Annotated in this window: 15 protein-coding genes; 8 read left to right on the forward strand and 7 right to left on the reverse strand. The window is 36.2% G+C overall.

What is annotated here, in order from left to right; all coding sequences use genetic code 11:
* Nucleotides 1-89: 89 nt before the first annotated feature.
* The 4 genes from AC51AA_RS02880 to AC51AA_RS02895 form a co-directional block, all read right to left on the reverse strand.
* Nucleotides 90-953 carry a bestrophin family protein gene (locus AC51AA_RS02880; protein WP_500704242.1) on the reverse strand — a complete coding sequence of 288 codons (864 nt, stop codon included), beginning with the start codon at nt 951-953 and terminating at the stop codon, nt 90-92.
* A 27-nt stretch (nt 954-980) separates the two neighbouring features.
* On the reverse strand, nt 981-2,291 hold the full coding sequence (locus tag AC51AA_RS02885) for a TolC family protein (RefSeq protein ID WP_500704243.1): 1,311 nt from the start codon (nt 2,289-2,291) through the stop codon (nt 981-983).
* Between the two features lie 78 nt (nt 2,292-2,369).
* Nucleotides 2,370-5,465, reverse strand: a complete 3,096-nt coding sequence (locus tag AC51AA_RS02890; protein ID WP_500704244.1) for an efflux RND transporter permease subunit — start codon at nt 5,463-5,465, stop codon at nt 2,370-2,372.
* 87 nt (nt 5,466-5,552) lie between these two features.
* A complete protein-coding gene (locus AC51AA_RS02895; protein WP_500704245.1) occupies nt 5,553-6,611 on the reverse strand; it encodes an efflux RND transporter periplasmic adaptor subunit in 1,059 nt (352 codons plus the stop codon).
* A gap of 585 nt (nt 6,612-7,196) precedes the next feature.
* On the opposite strand from AC51AA_RS02895, the gene AC51AA_RS02900 reads away from it, so the two are divergent.
* Complete coding sequence (locus AC51AA_RS02900) at nt 7,197-7,796, forward strand: TlpA family protein disulfide reductase (RefSeq protein WP_500704246.1); 600 nt, start codon at nt 7,197-7,199, stop codon at nt 7,794-7,796.
* A gap of 29 nt (nt 7,797-7,825) precedes the next feature.
* Nucleotides 7,826-8,689, forward strand: a complete 864-nt coding sequence (locus AC51AA_RS02905) for a hypothetical protein (RefSeq protein WP_500704247.1) — start codon at nt 7,826-7,828, stop codon at nt 8,687-8,689.
* Between the two features lie 19 nt (nt 8,690-8,708).
* Here the strand turns inward: AC51AA_RS02905 and recG are convergent, their stop codons facing one another.
* Complete coding sequence (gene recG / locus AC51AA_RS02910) at nt 8,709-10,850, reverse strand: ATP-dependent DNA helicase RecG (RefSeq protein WP_500705671.1); 2,142 nt, start codon at nt 10,848-10,850, stop codon at nt 8,709-8,711.
* 241 nt (nt 10,851-11,091) lie between these two features.
* Here recG and AC51AA_RS02915 point away from each other — a divergent pair, with 241 nt between their 5' ends.
* Nucleotides 11,092-11,505: a hypothetical protein gene (locus AC51AA_RS02915; protein ID WP_500704248.1), complete on the forward strand. Its 414-nt coding sequence runs from the start codon at nt 11,092-11,094 to the stop codon at nt 11,503-11,505.
* Between the two features lie 80 nt (nt 11,506-11,585).
* Entirely contained in the window at nt 11,586-12,131 is a 546-nt protein-coding gene (locus AC51AA_RS02920; protein WP_500704249.1) for a DUF1697 domain-containing protein, read from the forward strand.
* 90 nt (nt 12,132-12,221) lie between these two features.
* Here the strand turns inward: AC51AA_RS02920 and AC51AA_RS02925 are convergent, their stop codons facing one another.
* On the reverse strand, nt 12,222-12,965 hold the full coding sequence (locus tag AC51AA_RS02925) for a Dph6-related ATP pyrophosphatase (protein ID WP_500704250.1): 744 nt from the start codon (nt 12,963-12,965) through the stop codon (nt 12,222-12,224).
* 93 nt (nt 12,966-13,058) lie between these two features.
* Here AC51AA_RS02925 and AC51AA_RS02930 point away from each other — a divergent pair, with 93 nt between their 5' ends.
* Together AC51AA_RS02930 and AC51AA_RS02935 are read left to right on the forward strand one after the other, a co-directional pair.
* The gene (locus AC51AA_RS02930; protein WP_500704251.1) at nt 13,059-15,119 is read left to right on the forward strand and encodes a M1 family metallopeptidase; all 2,061 of its coding nucleotides are present in this window, start codon (nt 13,059-13,061) and stop codon (nt 15,117-15,119) included.
* 123 nt (nt 15,120-15,242) lie between these two features.
* The gene (locus AC51AA_RS02935; RefSeq protein WP_500704252.1) at nt 15,243-16,142 is read left to right on the forward strand and encodes a patatin-like phospholipase family protein; all 900 of its coding nucleotides are present in this window, start codon (nt 15,243-15,245) and stop codon (nt 16,140-16,142) included.
* 73 nt (nt 16,143-16,215) lie between these two features.
* Here AC51AA_RS02935 and AC51AA_RS02940 read toward each other — a convergent pair whose 3' ends face one another.
* Complete coding sequence (locus AC51AA_RS02940) at nt 16,216-16,737, reverse strand: DUF7935 family protein (protein ID WP_500704253.1); 522 nt, start codon at nt 16,735-16,737, stop codon at nt 16,216-16,218.
* A 123-nt stretch (nt 16,738-16,860) separates the two neighbouring features.
* Between AC51AA_RS02940 and AC51AA_RS02945 the strand changes: the two genes are divergently transcribed.
* Nucleotides 16,861-17,628, forward strand: coding sequence for a sulfite exporter TauE/SafE family protein (locus tag AC51AA_RS02945; RefSeq protein WP_500705672.1), 768 nt, complete (start codon nt 16,861-16,863; stop codon nt 17,626-17,628).
* Nucleotides 17,629-17,751: 123 nt separating this feature from the next.
* Entirely contained in the window at nt 17,752-20,088 is a 2,337-nt protein-coding gene (locus tag AC51AA_RS02950) for an ATP-dependent helicase (RefSeq protein WP_500704254.1), read from the forward strand.
* The last annotated feature ends 76 nt before the right edge of the window (nt 20,089-20,164 follow it).

Consider the following 20,164-nt stretch of genomic DNA (forward strand, 5'->3'; position numbering starts at 1 on the left):
GACCTAACAAGGAGATGAGAATAACGCTCGGGCTGCCATATCTCAAAAGCAGAGACAAGGAAACTAAAAAAAACTGATTTAACCAGGAGTTAAATCAGTTCTTCAACATGTTTTTTAATGTTTTCGGCTATTTTTTTAGTCGGTAAATCATTTTCATCCTCTCCAAACGGGTCTTCAATTTCTTCGGCAATAAGCTCTAAACTCGCCAGTACGTAAAAAATAAAAACCACTACAGGAGCCACATAGTAGCCAAGACTAATGGAATAGCCAAAAGGCAAGGTCATGATATAAAAGAAAATAAATTTTTTGATAAAAGCGCTGTAAGAGTAGGGAATAGGGGTGTTTTTTATTCTTTCGCAGGCACCACAAATATCAGTAAAAGATTGTAATTCTTCATTGAGAATGATGAGTTGTTCACCAGTAATCTTTTTTGAATTATATAAATCATTGATCCTATGAAACATCATTCTCTTTACCTGATTGGGTTTGTGTTTGTGATGATCAATTTCTAGGTCTACATCATCAAAAAGCTGTTTTCCGGTTTCAGAATCGTGAAGATGCTTGTGTAAAATAGCAGCGTAGGTAGGGATGAATTTTCTGAAAAATTTTCGATCATTTTCATCTTTCAGCATAGCGGAGAGTTTAATAGCCAGATTGCGACTATTATTGACAAGGCCTCCCCATAACTTTCTTCCTTCCCACCAGCGATCATAAGCAGTATTGGTTCTAAAAACAAGTAATAATGAAATAACAAAACCTAACATTCCGTGCATAATTGGAATATTCTGTATGTAATCATTCTTCCCGATTTTAAAATATTCTACTTCGAGATAACCCACAGTTGCCGAGTATATGCCTATAGCAATCATCACCGGAAATAATTTTCTAACGGTATCTGATTTATGAAAATGAAAAATAAATGTAAACCAGTCTTTGGTGTTATACGAAATCATTACGGTTTGTTTTTAAACAAATTTAAATTAAAAATTAATAGTACCTGCAAGTTCTTTTAAAGCAATTTCAGATAATTTAGCCTGATATTGTGCATTGCTATAACGCACTTTGGCATTGACATAGTTTAATTGTGCTGTTCTAAAATCAAGTGTAGTGATCGTTCCTATTCTAAATTTGTCTAAAGTAATGTCTAAGTTTTGCTTGGCAATAATCTGATTGTCTTCTTCTAAAGTAATCAATTCTAAATTGGTTAAGTAGGTTTGAAAAGCAGTACTTAATTGGGAGTTCAACATCATGTTTTGTTGTTCAATAGCCATTTGCGAATTCTCAATTTCTAATTTCGCTACTTTTTCATTTCGGTGTTGATTAAAACCATCAAAAATGTTTAGTGATGCATTAAAACCGTAGTTTAAACCTCTTGCGGATGCTTGACTTGTAAAGCCTAAGCTAGATTGACTTTCTGAAAAATTGTATCCAGAGGTTAGATTTACAACAGGATAGCGGTCCGCTTTTACCTGCTTCAGCTGTAATTCAGCGATACGCTTGTTGATGATTTGAGATTCTAAAGCAGGATTTTGCTTTTGAGCTAATTCCATCAAATCGAGTAAAACTAGTTGATTGTCTACTCTAACCAAATCCACTACTTTGAAATTGATTTTAGGATCTCTCGCTAAATATTGGTTCAATAAAATCTTAGCATTGGCATAGGATTCTTTTTGTCTTAATAAAGCAACTTGGTCTGAATTTAAGTCAACTTGAGCGTTTAAAACTTCAAGTTTTGAGGCTTTACCAATACTGAAACGGTTTCTAGCCAAGGTTAATCGTTGGTTCGAAATCACTATAGTCGTATCTAAAGCAGCTAATTGTTGTTGTTGCTGAACCAGATCATAATAGGCAGAATTTACCTGGCCAATTTTCACTAAAATGACTCTTTTTAATTCTGAATCTCCTAATTTTTGGAGTTCTTTTAACTGATCCAATTTGGCAAACATTTTCATTCCATCGAAAACAGTCCAACCTAAGCTGACACCATAATTTAAACTGTTATTTTTGGCATTATTCAAAGAGGTGGTTGTTCCGTCTTGACGCGTTTGCGAGGAGTTTTGGATGCTATTATTGTCGGTAATTGATGCCGTTGCCGTTGGAAGCATTCCGGCATTTCCAAGGGTGGTATTGGTTTGGTTTATCTTAGAATTGTTTTTAGCGATCTTAATTTCAAAATTATTTTCTAAGGCTATATGCATAGCTTCTTCGATAGTTAAGACTTCTTGAGCGCTTGCTTTTGTTATACAAAACAAAAACAAAACGAGACTTGTTATGATAGATTTAGTTTTCATGTGATCAGATGGTGTGCTGTGAAGTCCCTTTTATAACGGAATTCACAGCTTCTATATTATTTCAAAATTTACAATCAATTACTTACTTGCTTTTTCATATTCTTCAATATGATCAAATTCAGGATAATGTTTTCTAGCTTTAGACCACATCAAATAAATAGCTGGAATGACAAATAGAGTCAAGGCTAAGGAGAAAATAGTTCCTCCAACAATTACAACTCCCATTCCAATTCTACTAGTAGAAGCGGCACCAAGTGACATGGCAATTGGTAAGGCTCCTAAGGCAATGGCCAAACTGGTCATTAAAATCGGACGTAAACGTGCTTCTGAGGCTTCTAGAATAGCGTCTAGTTTTGGTTTTCCTTGCTCTCGCAATTGATTGGCAAATTCCACAATCAGAATTCCGTTTTTGGTTACCAATCCGATTAGCATCACGGTTCCAATTTGACTAAAGATATTCCAAGTTTGATTGAATAACCACAGTGAAAATAAGGCTCCTGCTACTGCCATTGGTACTGTTAAGATGATAATCAGTGGATCAATAAAACTTTCGAATTGCGCTGCTAAAATCAAAAAGATCAACAACAAAGCCAGTCCAAAAGCAAAAGAAGTATTGGAACTACTTTCAACGAAATCTCGGGATTCACCACTTAAATCAGTAGTAAAGCTTTCGTCCAAAACTTTTGTTTTTATTTGGTCCATGGCTTCAATACCATCACTAATACTTTTTCCAGGGGCTAAACCTGCTGAAACTGTGGCCGACATATAACGATTGTTATGGTAGAGTTGTGGAGGATTACTTTGTTCTTCGATCGTAACCACATTGTCCATTTGGATCAATTCCCCATTTTTGTTTTTGACGAACATCGAGGTTAAATCCAGCGGTTTAGAACGGTCTTTTTGATCAAACTGTCCAATCACCTGATATTGCTTTCCGTTTTTAATAAAGTAACCAAAACGTTGTCCACTCAAGGAAAGTTGCAAGGTTTGGGCAATATCAATAATGGAAATGCCTAAGCTTTCGGCTTTAGCACGATCAATACTAACATTTATTTCGGGTTTATTAAATTTTAAGTTGACATCCGTAACGGAAAAAACATCGCTTTTGGCTACTTCGTCCATGAAAACCGGAATCTTTTCTCTTAGTTTTTCAAAATTGGGTGCTTGAATAATGTATTGAATAGGCAAGCCACCACGTCTGTTTACGGCAATGGTCGGTTGTTGAATTACCGAAGTTTTGGCGTCTGGGTATTGCTTGGTTAATTTGGTTAATTGATCGGCTATGTCCTTTTGAGATCGCGTTCTTTCACCTGGTTGTTTTAGTGAAAGTCTGATAAAACCAGTGTTTACAGCAGAAGCTCCAAAACCTGGTGCTGTGATCACTAAACTTACTTTTTTCTCTGGAATAGAATCATCCACCAATTTTGAAATTTCCTGCATAAAGCGGTCGGTGTATTCGTAAGAAGAGCCTTCTGGCATGGTCATACGCATGGTCACTGAACTACGATCATCATAAGGAGCAGTTTCTTTTGGAAGTATAGTGTAAAACAAATAGATCAAGCCAAAACAGACAATTAAAATAGGGAAACTAAGCCATTTCTTGGCCATGAAACGATTTAAAGCATCAGCATAGCCACTGTTTAATTTTTCAAAGAAAGGCTCAGTTCGAACGTAGAATTTTGATTTTTTTTGCTCGCCACCTTTCATTAAATACGCATTTAACATAGGAGTTAAAGTCAGTGATACGAAGGCCGAAATTAATACCGCGGCTCCGATGACTACACCAAATTCCCGGAAGAGTCGTCCCACAAAACCTTCTAAGAAGATCACAGGTAGAAAAACCGCTGCCAAGGTTACCGAAATAGAGATAACAGCATAGAAAATTTCATTAGAACCTTTGATGGCTGCCTCAATAGGTGACATACCTTCTTCTACTTTTTTGAAGATGTTCTCCGTTACTACGATTCCATCATCCACTACTAGCCCCGTAGCTAAGACAATAGCTAACAAGGTTAAGACGTTGATCGAGAATCCAAAAAGCCACATGATGAAGAACGTCGCAATTAAGGAAACGGGGATATCAATTAAGGGCCTGAAGGCGATAGCCCAGTCTCTAAAGAACAAATAGATAATGATGATTACCAAAAGGATTGAAATTCCTAAGGTTTCTGCTACTTCGAGTACCGATTTTTTTACGAAAATCGTATTGTCCAGCGCTATGTTTAGTTTGATATCTTTGGGTAAATCCTTTTTTAAGGCTTCGTACTTTTTATAAAACTCAGTCGAAATATCCAGATAGTTAGCTCCCGGCATCGGGACAATAGCCAAACCAATCATCGGAAGTCCCGATTGACTCAGTTTGGTTTCGATGTTTTCGGGGCCTAGTTCAGCGCCACCAACATCGCTTAGACGAACAATTTTGTCTCCATCAGTTCGAATGATTATGTTGTTGAATTCTTCTGGTTTGGATAGATTTCCAATGGTTTTTACTGTTAGTTCAGTATTATTTCCAGTTAATTTACCAGAGGGTAATTCAACGTTTTGTGCATTCAAAGCATTTCGCACTTCGGCAACAGTGCAACCATAAGCAGCTAATTTAACGGGGTCAATCCACAAACGCATGGCGTAACGTTTTTGTCCCCAAATTTGTACTCCACTAACCCCTGGGATCGTTTCTAAGCGCTGAGAAATTACGTTTTCAGCATAATCACTTAATTCTAGGGAGCTTCGACTATCACTTTGAATGGTCATTGAAATAATAGCATCACTATCCGCATCGGCCTTAGAGACCACTGGAGGTGCATCAATATCTTGTGGTAAACTTCGAATGGCTTGTGATACTTTGTCACGTACATCGTTTGCTGCTTCTTCTAAATCTTTATCTAGATTAAACTCTATGGTAATATTACTGCTTCCTTGATTACTCGAAGAAGTAATGTTTCGAATTCCATCAATAGCATTAACAGCTTTTTCTAGAGGCTCTGTAATCTGTGATTCAATAATGTCGGCATTGGCTCCCGTGTAATTGGTTCGAATAGAGACTTGCGCTGGATCAATCGAAGGGAATTCTCGAACCCCTAAGAATGTATACCCAATCATACCAAATAAAATAATTAAAAGGTTCAGTACAATGGTTAAAACAGGTCTTTTTATACTTGTAGTGGATAAACTCATTATGATGTTGGATTTTTGATTTTCAGTAGGAAATAGCAATTTTTTTTTAACTTAAATTGGGCTATTTTGACACTGTAAAATCAATAATTATTTTATTTTAACTTTTATAGGAGCATCGTTCTTTAAAGACATTACACCGCTAGTGATTAAGGTATCACCTGCTTTTAGTCCTGATAAAATTAAAATAGAAGCATCTGTTCTTGTTGTTGCTTCTACCATAACCTCTTTGGCTTTGCCCATATTGGCGATGTATACTTTTTTACCATCTTTCACCGGTACGATGGATTCTGAAGGCACTACAATAGCATCTTGGATGATATCTAAAGGTAGCTTTACATCGGCAAATGTACCTGGTAAAAGTGTGCCATCCACATTTTCGGCAATGGCACGAATTTGTAAAGTACGAGTGGCTACAGCTACTTCAGGCTCAATGGCATATATTCTTGCGGTATAGGTCTTGGTCGATCCAGAAACCATAAATTCTATAGTAGAACCTGTTTTTACTTGTGTTGCGTATTTTTCTGGGATAGAAAAAGTGATTTTTAGTTTTCCACTATTGACTAGTTTTGCGACCAATATACTTGGTGTGATATAGGTTCCTGGAGAGATATAGCGTAAACCAATTTTTCCTGAGAAAGGAGCTTTTACTGCGGTTTTTGCAATTTGAGCTCGAATCAATTGGCTTTGGGCTTGGGCAGAGGCATGATCTGCTCTTGCTATATCAAATTCTTCTTGGCTAATGGCCTCTTTTTGAAGTAATAATTTTGCTCTTCTTTCGTTTTCAGCAGCCAAACCTTCTCTAGTCGCGGCTTGTCTTAATTGCGCTTTTAGTTCTAAGTCATTGACCTTGAAAAGGACTTGGCCTTTATTGACATAACTACCTTCATTAAAGTAAATGCCTTCAACGATTCCTGATACTTCACTGTGTATTTCTACCTGTTCATTAGCTTCAATTGATCCGGATAAGGATAAATTGTTATCAAAGGTGGCTGTTTTTACGACAATACCAGTGACCGTAGTAGGTGAACCTTTATCTCCAAACTTTTTCGATTCTTCATTTTTACTTTTGTTAGATATAACTCTGTAGCCAATAAATCCTGCGAGTCCAATGATAAGTAGAGCGTAAACTAGATTTTTTACTTTCATAAAATTGAGGTAATTTTTCTTTAAGGTTTTGTTTTAGTAAGCTTACAAATTTAACTTTTTGAACCGAAAACGAAAGAGCTTCGCTTTTATTTAACGTTTGTAGGTGTAAATCTTTGTTTTGGCCGTATAAATGTAAATTTGGGTGGTTGATTATTTGTTTTTCGCAAAAAATTAACGGTTTTTGGATTTGAGGGTAGAAGAAATGAAAACGTTTTTGTTACATCCTAGATATTGGTGGTTTTATGGGTTTCTTTTTTTTAGGTATTTGAATTTAATTTTTTCTTGGAGAGACTAAGTATTCATTTGGTCTGAAAAATAGAAGGTTAAAAAAACAGCTTGATAATTGTGAGAATATTTCCCTGTATTTCCTCCGTTTTACTTGTGGTTTATCTATTTTATTTGTAATATTGATAAGATTAAACAGAACGATCTCTGTTTTGTGAGAATTAGACGTGTTTAAAAGAGATGCTCCTGAAATATGTAGGTTTTTTGGTTGCTTTTCGGTTGTGAAGACTAATTTTTAGAATAGATTAATTAACAAATGTTTAGGTGTTTCTTTTGTTTTAACCCCAAAAATGCCACTCTATGAAGAAAAAAATACTAGTTAGTTTGTGGATTACCTTATTATTCTGTGCCGTTTGTTTATTGTTTTGGAATAATGAATATAAGTATAGTCTTCCTACACCAGTTCCTAAAAATCATCACGATGTGGCTATGGGGAGTACAATTGATTTAGGGAAATGGGGGCTTGTTAAGAATAAAGCCGTTTTTATTCATTTTTTTAATCCTGATTGTCCTTGTTCTCGTTTTAATGTACCGCATGTAAGTGGGTTAATTAAAAAATATGGAGATAAAATTGATTTCAAAATTGTGGTACTCAATAAAGAGAAATATTTTACAGTAGAGGAAATCCAGAAAAAGTTTAAGGCTAAGATACCCGTATTTTTTGAGGAAGATATGGCCAAGCAATGTGGTGTTTTTTCGACTCCTCAGGCTGTGTTAATTGATGCTTCTCATAAATTGTACTTTAGGGGAAATTACAATAAAACGCGTTATTGTACCGATGCTAGTAGCAATTACGCGCAAATGGCTATTGATTCTTTATTGGGGCAAACGGCTGCTCCATCGTTTGATTTTTTGGCACTAAGAGCTTACGGCTGTTCTTTGCCAAAATGTACTAAATAAGATTGATCTAATATTATTACTATTAATTTATGAAAAGAAAATCCAATTTGAACGAGCAAGATTACTTGTATAACTTCAGCTCTTCGATGAAAGAGAAATCGGATAGTATTATTCATTTTGTTCTTATTATCTATTTCCTTTTCGGTGTGGCTATATCCTTTAAATACGATACTTTTGAGGTTGGAGTAGGAGTAGGTACCTTGAATTTGTTAATGTTTTACTCAGCAAAAATTCTGCTCAAAGATTCTAACTTTTATCAGTACGTCTTAGGGGTGGTACTGGCTATTTTTATGGCCCAGTATATTTACCAGATGCACGGTTTGTTTGAGATGCACTTCACTGTTTTTGTTGCTAGTTCGATTTTAATTATCTATCAAAACTGGAAATTGCAAATCCCCCTTACTATATTAGTGATCCTACATCATACGATTTTGGCTTATGTTCAAAATGTAATGTTTAGTGATATAAATGGGCCACAAATCTATTTTTCTCAGGTTAATTTTGATTTAGAAACCCTCATCATTCACCTTGTATTGGCTGTGGCTGTTTTTTTTATGAATGGCTATTGGGCGTATTATTTTAAAGAACACAGCCAGAGTCATATTTCAAAAATATCGGATGACTATGAGTTGGAAAACAGTAAATTAGCTTCGGATACCTACAGCTCATTAGCGGCGACTAAAGATTATCATGATTTTGTTCATAAAGCATCTATAGATTTAAAATCACCTGTAAACTCTGTTTTACAACTCATTGACGTAACCAAAGGGCAGACGGATAATGATCATCTATTGAGTTATTTAGAGATGATGAGAGAAAGTGCTAAAAAAATTGATGCCTTAGTCAATGACATTCATGTGAAGGCAAACGATAGGAACAGTGGCAGGAAATAAAGAAAACAGAGGATTTTTGTTAGCTAATGTAATTCCATATGTTTTTCTTCTTAGTTAATTCAAGAAAAATGAGTTTTAAAACCGCATGTTCTGGTTTTTGCAAAGCAGCATCTTCTTTTAAAATTTTCATAGCATAATTTCGTGCTAAGAGTAAAAGATCGCGATCACGGACAATATCGGCTATTTGAAGATTTAAAACACCACTTTGTTGGGTACCCATTAAATCACCAGGACCGCGAAGTTTCAGATCCACTTCGGCAATTTCAAAACCATCATTGGTTTGGACCATAGTTTCCATACGAGTTTTACTGTCGGTGCTTAATTTATGACTGGTCATTAAGATACAATAACTTTGCTCTGCGCCGCGACCAACACGACCTCGGAGCTGATGAAGTTGTGATAGACCAAAACGCTCGGCACTTTCAATAATCATTACACTGGCATTGGGTACGTTTACCCCAACTTCAATAACTGTTGTGGCCACCATAATGTTGGTTTTTCCCTCAGAGAATCGTTTCATTTCAGCATCTTTATCGGCTGGTTTCATTTTACCGTGTAAGATGGAAATAGCATATTGTGGCAACGGAAAATCACGTGAAATACTTTCGTAGCCATCCATCAAATCTTTAAAATCCATTTTTTCTGATTCTTGGATCAAGGGATAGACAATATAAATTTGTCTTCCGATGGCAATTTCATCTCGTAGGAATTTCCAAACTTTCAGTCGGTTGCTATCAAAGCGGTGTACCGTTTGAATGGGTTTTCTACCCGGAGGCAATTCGTCAATAACTGAAATGTCTAAATCCCCATACAAACTCATGGCTAGGGTTCTGGGAATAGGAGTAGCGGTCATGACTAAAACGTGTGGAGGAATTTGGTTTTTCTTCCATAATTTGGAACGTTGTTCAACACCAAAACGATGTTGCTCATCAATGACGGCCAAACCTAAATTATGAAAAACTACTTTGTCTTCTAAAAGTGCATGTGTTCCGATTAGGATATGTAAACTACCATTTTCCAGTTCTTCATGAATGATTCTTCGGGCCGCCGTTTTGGTGGAACCCGTGAGTATTTTAATATTGATGTTTAGGGTTTGTGCTAATTCGGATAAACCAATAAAATGTTGATTGGCGAGTATTTCTGTGGGAGCCATCAAACAAGCTTGAAAACCGTTATCAAGAGCAAGTAACATGCTTAGAAAGGCTACGATTGTTTTTCCTGAGCCCACATCACCTTGCAATAAGCGGTTCATTTGAGCATTACTTCCCATGTCTGAACGGATTTCCTTAACCACTCTTTTTTGCGCACCAGTAAGTTGAAAGGGCAAATGATTTTGGTAAAATTCGTTAAAATAATTACCTACTGTGGTAAAGGGATGTCCCTTTATTTTGTGCTTGCGAATTAAGTTTTTAGTGATTAATTGTAACTGAATAAAGAACAATTCTTCAAATTTCAATCGGAATTGTGCTTTGGCTAATACAGCGGTGCTTTTAGGGAAATGGATGTTGAATAAAGCAGCTCTCTTGGAAATGAGGCTTAATTCTTCAATTAAATAAGATGGAAAGGTTTCCGTAAATAAAGCTTGAGTTTCGATAAACAACTGCTCCATCAATTTATTAATCGTTCGATTTGAAATTCCTCTATTGGCTAAGGTTTCTGTTGAGGGGTAAACTGGTTGCATGGCTGAACGAAGACTTTTTTCGTGTTCAGTCAACAATTCAATTTCGGGATGCGCCATACTGAACTGGCTGCCGTATAAAGCACATTTTCCAAAAATGACAATAACTTCATTAAGTTTTAAGCTCTCGCGTACCCATTTGTGTCCTTGGAACCAATTCAGGTCAATTTGTCCAGTATCGTCTACAAAGGTAGCGACCAAACGTTTTTTATTTTTGGCAAACTCAACGGTCTTTATATTGATGATCTTGCCGATAATTTGAACTTCGGTACCTGTGTTCTGGAGTTCATTTATTTTGTAATAACGAGTCCTGTCAATGTATCTATTGGGAAAAAAATTAACTAAGTCCAGGTAATTATGAATCCCTAATTCCTTACGAAGCAATTGACCGCGATTCGGACCAACGCCTTTTAAGTATTCTATTGGGGTTTCAAGGAGATTATTAGACATTTTAAGACTTCTTAGGTTTTTAGATGGTTGGATTTTAGAAAATACTGTATAGGGTTTTGGCTCCTTTTTTAGTAGTTGGCATTCTTTTGTCTTTTGGAAAAGCGAAGATAGATTTTAATTGGGAAATTTGAAAATCTATTCTGTACTCCGTTTTTTTTATTTCAAGCTAAAGCTTTACTGTTTTGCATATTAACTAATCGTTAACTTAACGAAATAAGGCGCAACTATTTTATGAAGATAGTATCTTCATACTATTAACCCTAAAATTAAAAAAATGAAAAACTTTACATTTTTAATTGGATGCTTTCTGATGCTTGCTTCTTGTTCGTCTAAGGATTCGGATGACAAAGCAATAGTTTCAGATTACCACGGAAAATGGACTAATGTTATCGCAGTTAAAGATCTTACTAATCCTTACGTTTGGCGGGAGTCTTATGAGTTTAATAGCGATAATACGTTTACAAAGACTAGAATATATAAAAATGTTACCACAGCAGCAGCTGGAACCTTCCAAAACTATGCTGATGAACGAGGAATTAATTTAGTGTTGACCTATACTACTGCTAGTACTTTAATATTGAATTGTTCATCTGGTCTGGTAGAAAGTTTGACTATAAATAAAGCGGGCTACTTAGACAATAACGGACGTATGTGTGACGCTGAGGCAACTTACGAGAAAACGAAATAAAAAGTGTAAATTTGCTACACTCAAAAAGTATTTAATGGTATAAATTAAATACTTTTTGTTTTTAAAATTAAACAATTAAAATGACAACACACTTAGCACTTTTACGCGGTATCAATGTATCGGGACACAATATGATGAAAATGGATGCACTCAAAACGATGTTGGAAAACATGGGGTTTCAAAATGTGGTGACCTATGTGCAATCTGGAAATGTTTTTGTAGATACAGAAGAAGAAAGCGCTTCGAAAGTGAGCTTTATGATCAAACAGGAAATTTTTAAGGTTTTTGGACATGATGTACCCGCTGTAGTGATTGCCAAAGAAGATTTAGAAGCTTGTTTTAAAAATAGTCCCTTTTTGAAAGAAAAAGAGGTAGATACCAAAAAACTATATGTGGCTTTTGTTTCTGTGGCTTTGAAAAGTGAAAACATAAACGACCTTAAAATTAGTCAGTTTAAACCTGATGAAGCCAGTCTTGATGGCAATAGGATTTTTATTAAATATGCAGTAGGTGCTGGAAAAACAAGGTTTGACCAGAAGTACATCGAGAAAAAACTAAATGTAACCGCGACCATTAGAAACTGGAATACGGTTACCAATTTGTTGCAAATGTATTCGGAGCGCTAAAATAGTAACGTACCCGTAGCCTTAGTACAGTCTAAGGCTTTTGGCACTACAAGGAATTGTCTTTTGAGATACTTAAAAAAAATTAAGAGGCTATTTGGGTAGTAGATCACAATACCAAAATCCAAAATCAAAGGTATCGCTGGCCGTAGTATCACAGGCGGTATTGGATGAATCTTCGTTTTTGGGTTTTTCATATTTTCGATAAACAGTTTCTCCTATTTCAAATGCGATAGGTTCTGAGAAAATAGGACCGTCAAAGGTAAAGGTGTGAAATTCACCATTTTCTCCACAAACATCCACATTTTCAGGTAAATCATTAATGAAATTTTGATCGATAATTCGACCGACAAAACTTTGATCTAAGTAGCGTTCGTTGACGCAAACCACTATGGTTTTGAAGCCCAAAGCAATAAATTCCTCAATAAGATTGTGAGTAGGAATCTTCCAAAGTGGAAAAACACCTTCAAAGCCTATTTTAGCTAATTGCTCTTCACGATATTTTCGTAAGTCTTCTAAGAAGATATCACCAAAGATAGAATGAGTAACGCCTCGTTGTTTTATTTCTGTCAAGGTTTCCGTCATCACCTCCTCGTACATTTCCATGGTAGGCATTTCTGGAATTTGCATAATTTTTAATGGGATACCAATGCTTTTTGCTTGAGCCTCCAGTAATTCAACACGAACACCATGCATGGAAATTCGTTGAAATTGCGCATTGACACTCGTTAACAAACAGTCAATTTGGTAAGCTGGATTTTGTGAAATTTTGTATAAGGCGAGAGCGGAATCTTTTCCACTGCTCCAATTAAATAAGGCTTTTATAGGTGTTGACACGCTGTTGTAATTTTATGAGGTAAACTTACGAATTTCATTCGATTTGTTGATGAAACCTTTGTAACTTTGAAAATTGCGTCCAAATTTATTTCCATGAAATACCTCTTTTTATTTATTAGCAGTTTTGTTTTCGCGCAGCAAACTCAATTTGTCGATTTCAAATCGGTTAAGGGAGATTTGGTGCTAAATGCACAGGAAAAATCGGTCTCAGGATCGGTGCACTATGAGTTTGAGGTTTTGAAAGGGGTGGATACACTTAAAATGGATGCTAAAAACATGGAGTTTTTCCAAGTCCAAATCAATGAGAAAGAAGTGATTTTTGTCAATACGGGCAAGGAATTACAGTTTGTATATCCCTTTAAAAAGGGGCAGTATCGTTTGACTTTTACCTATAGAGCCAAACCCAAACAAGCGTTGTACTTTGTGGGTGTTGAAAACGGAGAAGCGCAAATCTGGACACAAGGGCAAGGAAGATATACCAGCAATTGGTTTCCTAGTTTTGATGATGTGAATGAAAAAATGATTTTTAGTTTAGGGATTACCTATGATAAAGGCTATGAGGTGGTTTCTAATGGTGTTTTAAAGGAAAAGACTGCCAGAGGGAACGACATGCATTGGCAATATGAAATGAAGCAGCCAATGAGTTCCTATTTGCTCATGCTTGCTGTGGGGAAGTATACTAAAAAGGAAGGACTTGCCAAATCTAAGATTCCGTTAGAGTACTATTTGGAGCAGAAAGACGAAAGTTGTTTTGAACCAACCTATCGAAATTCAAAGCGTATTTTTGATTTTTTGGAGAAGGAAATAGGGGTGAAGTATCCTTGGGGAATCTATAGAGAGATTCCGGTTCGTGACTTTTTGTATGCTGGAATGGAAAATACGACTACCACATTATTTGCTACACGTTTTGTAGTGGATTCAATAGGTATTGAAGATCGAGATTATAGCAATGTTGATGCCCACGAATTAGCGCATCATTGGTTTGGGGATTTGATAACCGCCAAAAGCAGTACGCATCATTGGCTTCAGGAAGGTTTTGCAACCTATTACGCTTTATTGGCTGAAAGGACTATTTATGGTGATGATTACTTTTATTCAAAATTATACAATACGGCCCAACAGTTAAAATTTGCATCGAGAACAGACACAGTTCCGGTGTTAAATGCTAAAGCTAGTTCCTTAACTTTTTATGAAAAAGGAGCTTGGGCACTGTTTGTTTTGCACGAAGCAATTGGAGACAAAGCTTTTAAGAAAGCGATAAAAAGTTACCTGAAAAAATACAGTTATCAGACGGTGGAGACGCAAAATTTCTTTGATGAAATTAAAAAGGTATCCCGTTTTGACTTGGATAAATTTCAGAAAATCTGGTTGGAATCTACGGCATTTGATACCGAAACAGCAAATGTTTTGTTGTCGAAAAATAAAGCCATTCAAGTTCGTCTAGAAGTGGATAAAGTAAAGAAGCTACCTTTGGTTGAAAAAGAAGCCTTCTTGAGAAAGACATTAGAATCCGATGTTTATCAGTCGGTGAAAGAGGCTGTGGTGGAGCAATTAGAAGCAGAAAAATATGAGGCAAAAAAGCCGCTCTTGCAACTAGCTTTGCAGACTCAAAAACCACAAGTGCGACAAGCTGTTGCGAGCACTTTAACCAAAATACCTGAAGATTTTAGAGTAACCTACGAAACGCTACTAGAGGATCCATCTTATCAGACCCAGGAAATTGCCTTGTATTGGCTGTGGAAAAATTTTCCGGATCATCGGATTGAATACCTCAATAAAGCTAAAAATTGGATTGGTTTCAACGACTTTAATCTGCGTACCTTATGGCTGTCTTTAGTGATATCAACACCAAATTACAGCAATGACTCACAGGCGCTAATGGCCGAATTAATAGCTTTTTCATCTACTAAGTATGAGGCTATAACGCGACAAAATGCACTGGAGAAATTAATTGCTTTTAAAATCATTAACGATCAGGTTTTAACTAACTTAGTCAATGCAACAACACATCATATGTGGCAATTCTCTAAATTTGGACGAGATACAATCCGATTTTTATTAAAAAAATCAGAGATGCGTGCTTCGTTTGAAAGAATTTTGCCTAATTTGACCCCTGATGAGCAGTTGCAATTGAACCGTTTATTAAAAGAATAAAGGAGTAAGATAGTACCTCCAATAAAACACTTTAAGAGCAGGCGGTATAGCAGGTTTTATGGTGGTTTGCAGCGGACTATTTTTGAATAATAAAAATCCAAAAACTAAACCTACAATAAATTTATGAGAGCATTGGTTATTTCTGGTGGTGGTAGTAAGGGCGCATTTGCCGGAGGTGTAGCACAGTATCTAATAGAAGAAAAAAATCACGAATACGATTTGTTTTTGGGAACTTCTACGGGAAGCTTGCTGATACCACATTTGGCATTGGGTCATATCAAAAAAATCCATTCCGTTTATACTAATGTGACGATGAACGGTATTTTTAATATTTGTCCGTTTGTGGTTAAAAGTAAAGATGGAGTTGAAATCGTAACGATTAACCATTTTAATGTGTTGCGTCAATTCTTTAGAGGAAAAAGAACTTTTGGAGAGAGTAAAGGTTTGCAGAAGTACATTAAAAATAATTTTTTATTATCCGACTTCAATAAACTTAAAAAACTCAATAGCGACGTAGTGGTTACGGTGACCAATTTGACCAAAAATGAAGCGGAGTACAAATCGGTTAAAGATTGTACTTACGAAGAATTCTGTGATTGGTCTTGGATTTCGAGCAATTATATTCCGTTTATGAGTTTGGTAACCAAAAACAATTACGAGTATGGTGATGGTGGGTTTTCGAGTTTGGTGCCCATCCGAGAAGCAATCAATCGCGGTGCCACGGAAATTGATGTGATTATTCTAGAGACCGAAGTAAACATGAATAAAACGGTTATTGGTAAAAATCCATTTTCACTAATGATTGATTTGTTTCGAATAGCCTTAGATCAAGTGGAGAAGCACGATATTGCAATAGGGAAGCTAATGGCTAATAATAAAAATGTAAAACTAAATTTGTATTATACGCCCACAAAACTGACCAATAATGCACTGATTTTTAATAAAGAAGTGATGAAGCAGTGGTGGGAGCAAGGCTTTGAATACGCTCAGAATAAATCTGAGATTATGAGTGACAATAGGTAGTAAAAAAAAAAGGGATTAACGGTTTTTGATTTGAATTAAGATCAATCAAAAACCGTTAGCTATAGAGTTGTTTTTACCACAATTGGGCTACCTCATTTTTGATATAACTCAAAGCAGCATTACTAGGGGATTGTTTTTCTAATAAATCATTCAAAATTACTTCACGTAATTTATCAGCACTGTCTACACGTTCACTCATTGCCGCTTTGCGAATGATTTGAATGGTAGAGTTCTTGGCTGCTGTAATGATAGTCCAACAGTCTTCAGACAGGTAAATTTGCTGTGTTAAATTGTGTTCAAATTCTTGCTCGATTTGGTCGATTACAAAGTTTTCGTAGTCGTGTTTCTCGTTAGAGATCGGTACAATTCTAATGAGTAATTTAGTCAAATTGATTCGCTCTAAATACAGGGTCATACGTTCGTAAGCTTGTAAACGAATCGGTAAAGATTCCTTATGCGCTTCTCTGTTTAATAAAAAATTGCGCTTTTTGTCATTGTTTTTAATGTGCAGTTCAAAAAAACTGTAGGCCACAAATCCAGTAACGATTGCAGGTAACGTATAACTGGCTAATTCAATAATTTTTGTAAAATCCATTGGGTGTCATTTTTCAACAAAAATATACTTTTTGTAGAGAAATCCACTTTAAAATTATTGTAATAACCAAAAGGGAAGGTTACTTTTGTACTCCGCTTTAAAAGAAGCGTGAAACACATAGTGATGGAGTCGTATATTATATTTTTTCTTTGTTTAGCAGCTTTCGCTGCAGGGTTTATTGATGCTATTGTAGGAGGAGGAGGTTTGATTCAGACTCCGTTGGGCTTGATACTATTGCCTAATTTACCTGTTTCAACGGTCATTGGTACTTTAAAAATTCCCGCTTTCAGCGGAACCGCATTTGCCGCCTTTCAGTATATGAAAAAAGTGGTAATTCAATGGAGGTTGTTGCTGATTATGATGGTTTTAGCTGTTCCCTCAGCCGTTTTGGGGTCTACTTTATTGATTTATGTGAGTAATGATTTTATGAAACCACTTTTACTTGTGGTTTTGTCTCTTTTATTGATCTATACCTATGTAAAGAAAAATTTTGGACAACAGGTCGTTAAAGAGCATTCACCTAAAACTCAGATTTTCTATGCTGTTAGTATTAGTATGATTGTGGGCTTTTATGATGGATTTATTGGTCCTGGAACTGGAAGTTTTTTAGTGGTGGCTTTTATTGCCTTAATGGGGTTCGATTTTTTACAGGCTTCTGCAAATGCAAAAATGGTCAATTTGGCTACTAATTTTGGTTCGATTGGACTGTTTGTGATAAAAGGTAAAATCATTTGGTCCATCGCTTTGCCCATGGCAGCAAGCAATGCTTTTGGAGGTTGGCTGGGGGCAAAATTGGCGATCAATAAAGGGAATGGTTTTATTCGGGTTTTCTTTTTGGTGGTCGTGATGTGTACACTAATTCGATTTGCGTATGACGTATTTTATAAATAGGCTGTCAAAAGCAGCAAGTTGTTGATTTAAAAGAAAAAGGAATCTTAAGCAGTGAGGCTTAAGTAAAACTTAGTAGCTAATTAAACGATTAATTCTTAATTTTGCATAAAAGGAAAAAAATTCATGCGTAAATATATTGACCAGCTCAACGAAGCACAACGAGAACCCGTTTTACAAAAGGACGGGCCAATGATTATTATTGCTGGTGCAGGTTCGGGTAAAACTCGTGTTTTGACGATTAGAATTGCCTATTTAATGAGTTTGGGTGTTGATGCTTTTAGTATTCTATCCCTTACCTTTACCAATAAGGCTGCTCGTGAGATGAAACACAGAATTTCTGATATTGTAGGAGCTAGCGAGGCCAAAAATCTTTGGATGGGAACTTTTCACTCGATTTTTGCGCGTATTCTTCGTTCAGAGTCAGAGCATTTAGGGTATCCCTCTAATTTTACTATTTATGATTCACAGGATTCCGCTCGATTGATTTCTTCGATTATCAAAGAAATGCAATTAGATCGTGATGTATATAAACCAAAACAAATTTTAGGACGTATTTCAAATTATAAAAACAGTTTGATTACGGTAAAAGCCTATTTCAATGATCCTGAGCTACAAGAGGCTGATGCTATGGCTAAAAAGCCGAGACTAGGGGAAATCTATCAACAATACGTAGATCGTTGTTTTAAAGCAGGAGCTATGGATTTTGATGACTTGTTGTTGAAAACAAATGAGTTGCTAACTCGTTTTCCAGAGGTCTTAGCAAAATATCAAAACCGCTTTCGTTATATATTAGTAGATGAGTACCAAGATACCAATCACTCGCAGTATTTGATTGTAAGGGCTTTGTCTGATAAATTTCAGAACATCTGTGTGGTAGGGGATGATGCGCAGAGTATTTATGCTTTCCGTGGAGCCAATATCAACAATATTTTGAATTTCCAAAAGGATTATGAGGGGGTAAAGATGTTCCGATTGGAGCAAAATTACCGTTCAACTCGAAATATAGTAGAAGCTGCTAATACCATTATTGATCATAATAAAACCAAACTGGATAAAATTGTTTGGACGGCCAATGATTTTGGTCCCAAAATTAAAGTACACCGCAGTTTGACTGATGCGGAAGAAGGTCGATTTGTGGCCAGTACTATTTTTGAGCAGAAGATGCAAAATCAACTGCACAATGGTTCCTTTGCTATTTTGTATCGTACCAATGCACAGTCACGTGCAATGGAGGATGCTTTGAGAAAAAGGGATATTCCGTATCGAATTTATGGAGGATTGTCTTTTTATCAGCGTAAAGAAATCAAAGATGTTTTGTGTTATTTGCGTTTGGTGATTAATCCTAAAGATGAAGAGGCATTGATTCGTGTGATTAATTATCCAGCTCGTGGAATTGGGGATACTACAGTTGAAAAACTGACCATTGCAGCCAATCATTACAAACGTTCGATTTGGGAAGTAATGGTGAACATTGATAAAATCGATTTGAAGTTGAATTCAGGTACGAAACAGAAACTTAAAGATTTTGTGACGATGATTCAGAATTTTCAAGTCATTGATCAGAATCAAGATGCTTTTTATGTTACAGATTATGTAGCTAAAAAAACAGGATTGGTTCAAGAACTTAAAAAAGATGCTACCCCAGAGGGGATGGCAAAAGTGCAGAATATCGAAGAGCTTTTAAATGGTTTGAAAGATTTTACTGATGGTCAGAAAGAAATTGACGGCGCTAGAGGAGCTTTAGCGGAGTTTATGGAAGATGTTGCCTTGGCCACTGATCTAGATAATGATACCTCGGATGAAGATAGAGTAGCCTTGATGACCATTCACTTGGCAAAAGGCCTTGAATTCCCGCATGTTTTTGTGGTAGGAATGGAAGAGGATTTGTTTCCTAGTGCTATGAGTATGAGTACTAGAAGTGAATTAGAAGAGGAACGTCGTTTGTTTTACGTAGCTTTGACAAGAGCAGAGCACCAGGCATATTTAACCTATGCGCAATCTCGTTACCGTTGGGGAAAACTAACCGATAGTGAGCCGTCTCGTTTTATTGAAGAAATCGATGGTCAATATTTGGAATACATGACCCCACCAGAGAGTAACTATCGTTACAAATCGCCTATTGATGGCGATATATTTGGAGATGTCGATAAATCGAAATTGCGATTGGCAAAACCAGTAGCCACTGCGCCACCCAAACAAAGCAGTGCTAATGAGCCAAGATTGGATAGTAATCTTCGTAAATTAAAACCAGTAGTGGGGGCTAATCCCAATAATGCAGCTCCTAATTTGTTTGATAACAAATTAACCATCGGAAATATTGTGATGCACGAACGTTTTGGAAAGGGAGAGGTAGTCAATCTTGAAGGGGTTGGAGGAGATAAAAAAGCCGAAATCAAATTTGAAGTGGGTGGGCTTAAAAAGCTGTTACTTCGATTTGCTAAATTGGATGTTGTAGGTTAGGAAATGTTTTCCGTTTCAGGGGTAAGGATGTTAAGATATCGTGATCTTGGAAATAAATTAAACTTTAAACGAATAA

Source organism: Flavobacterium sp. OHVDL-2026-0007 (assembly GCF_059882335.1).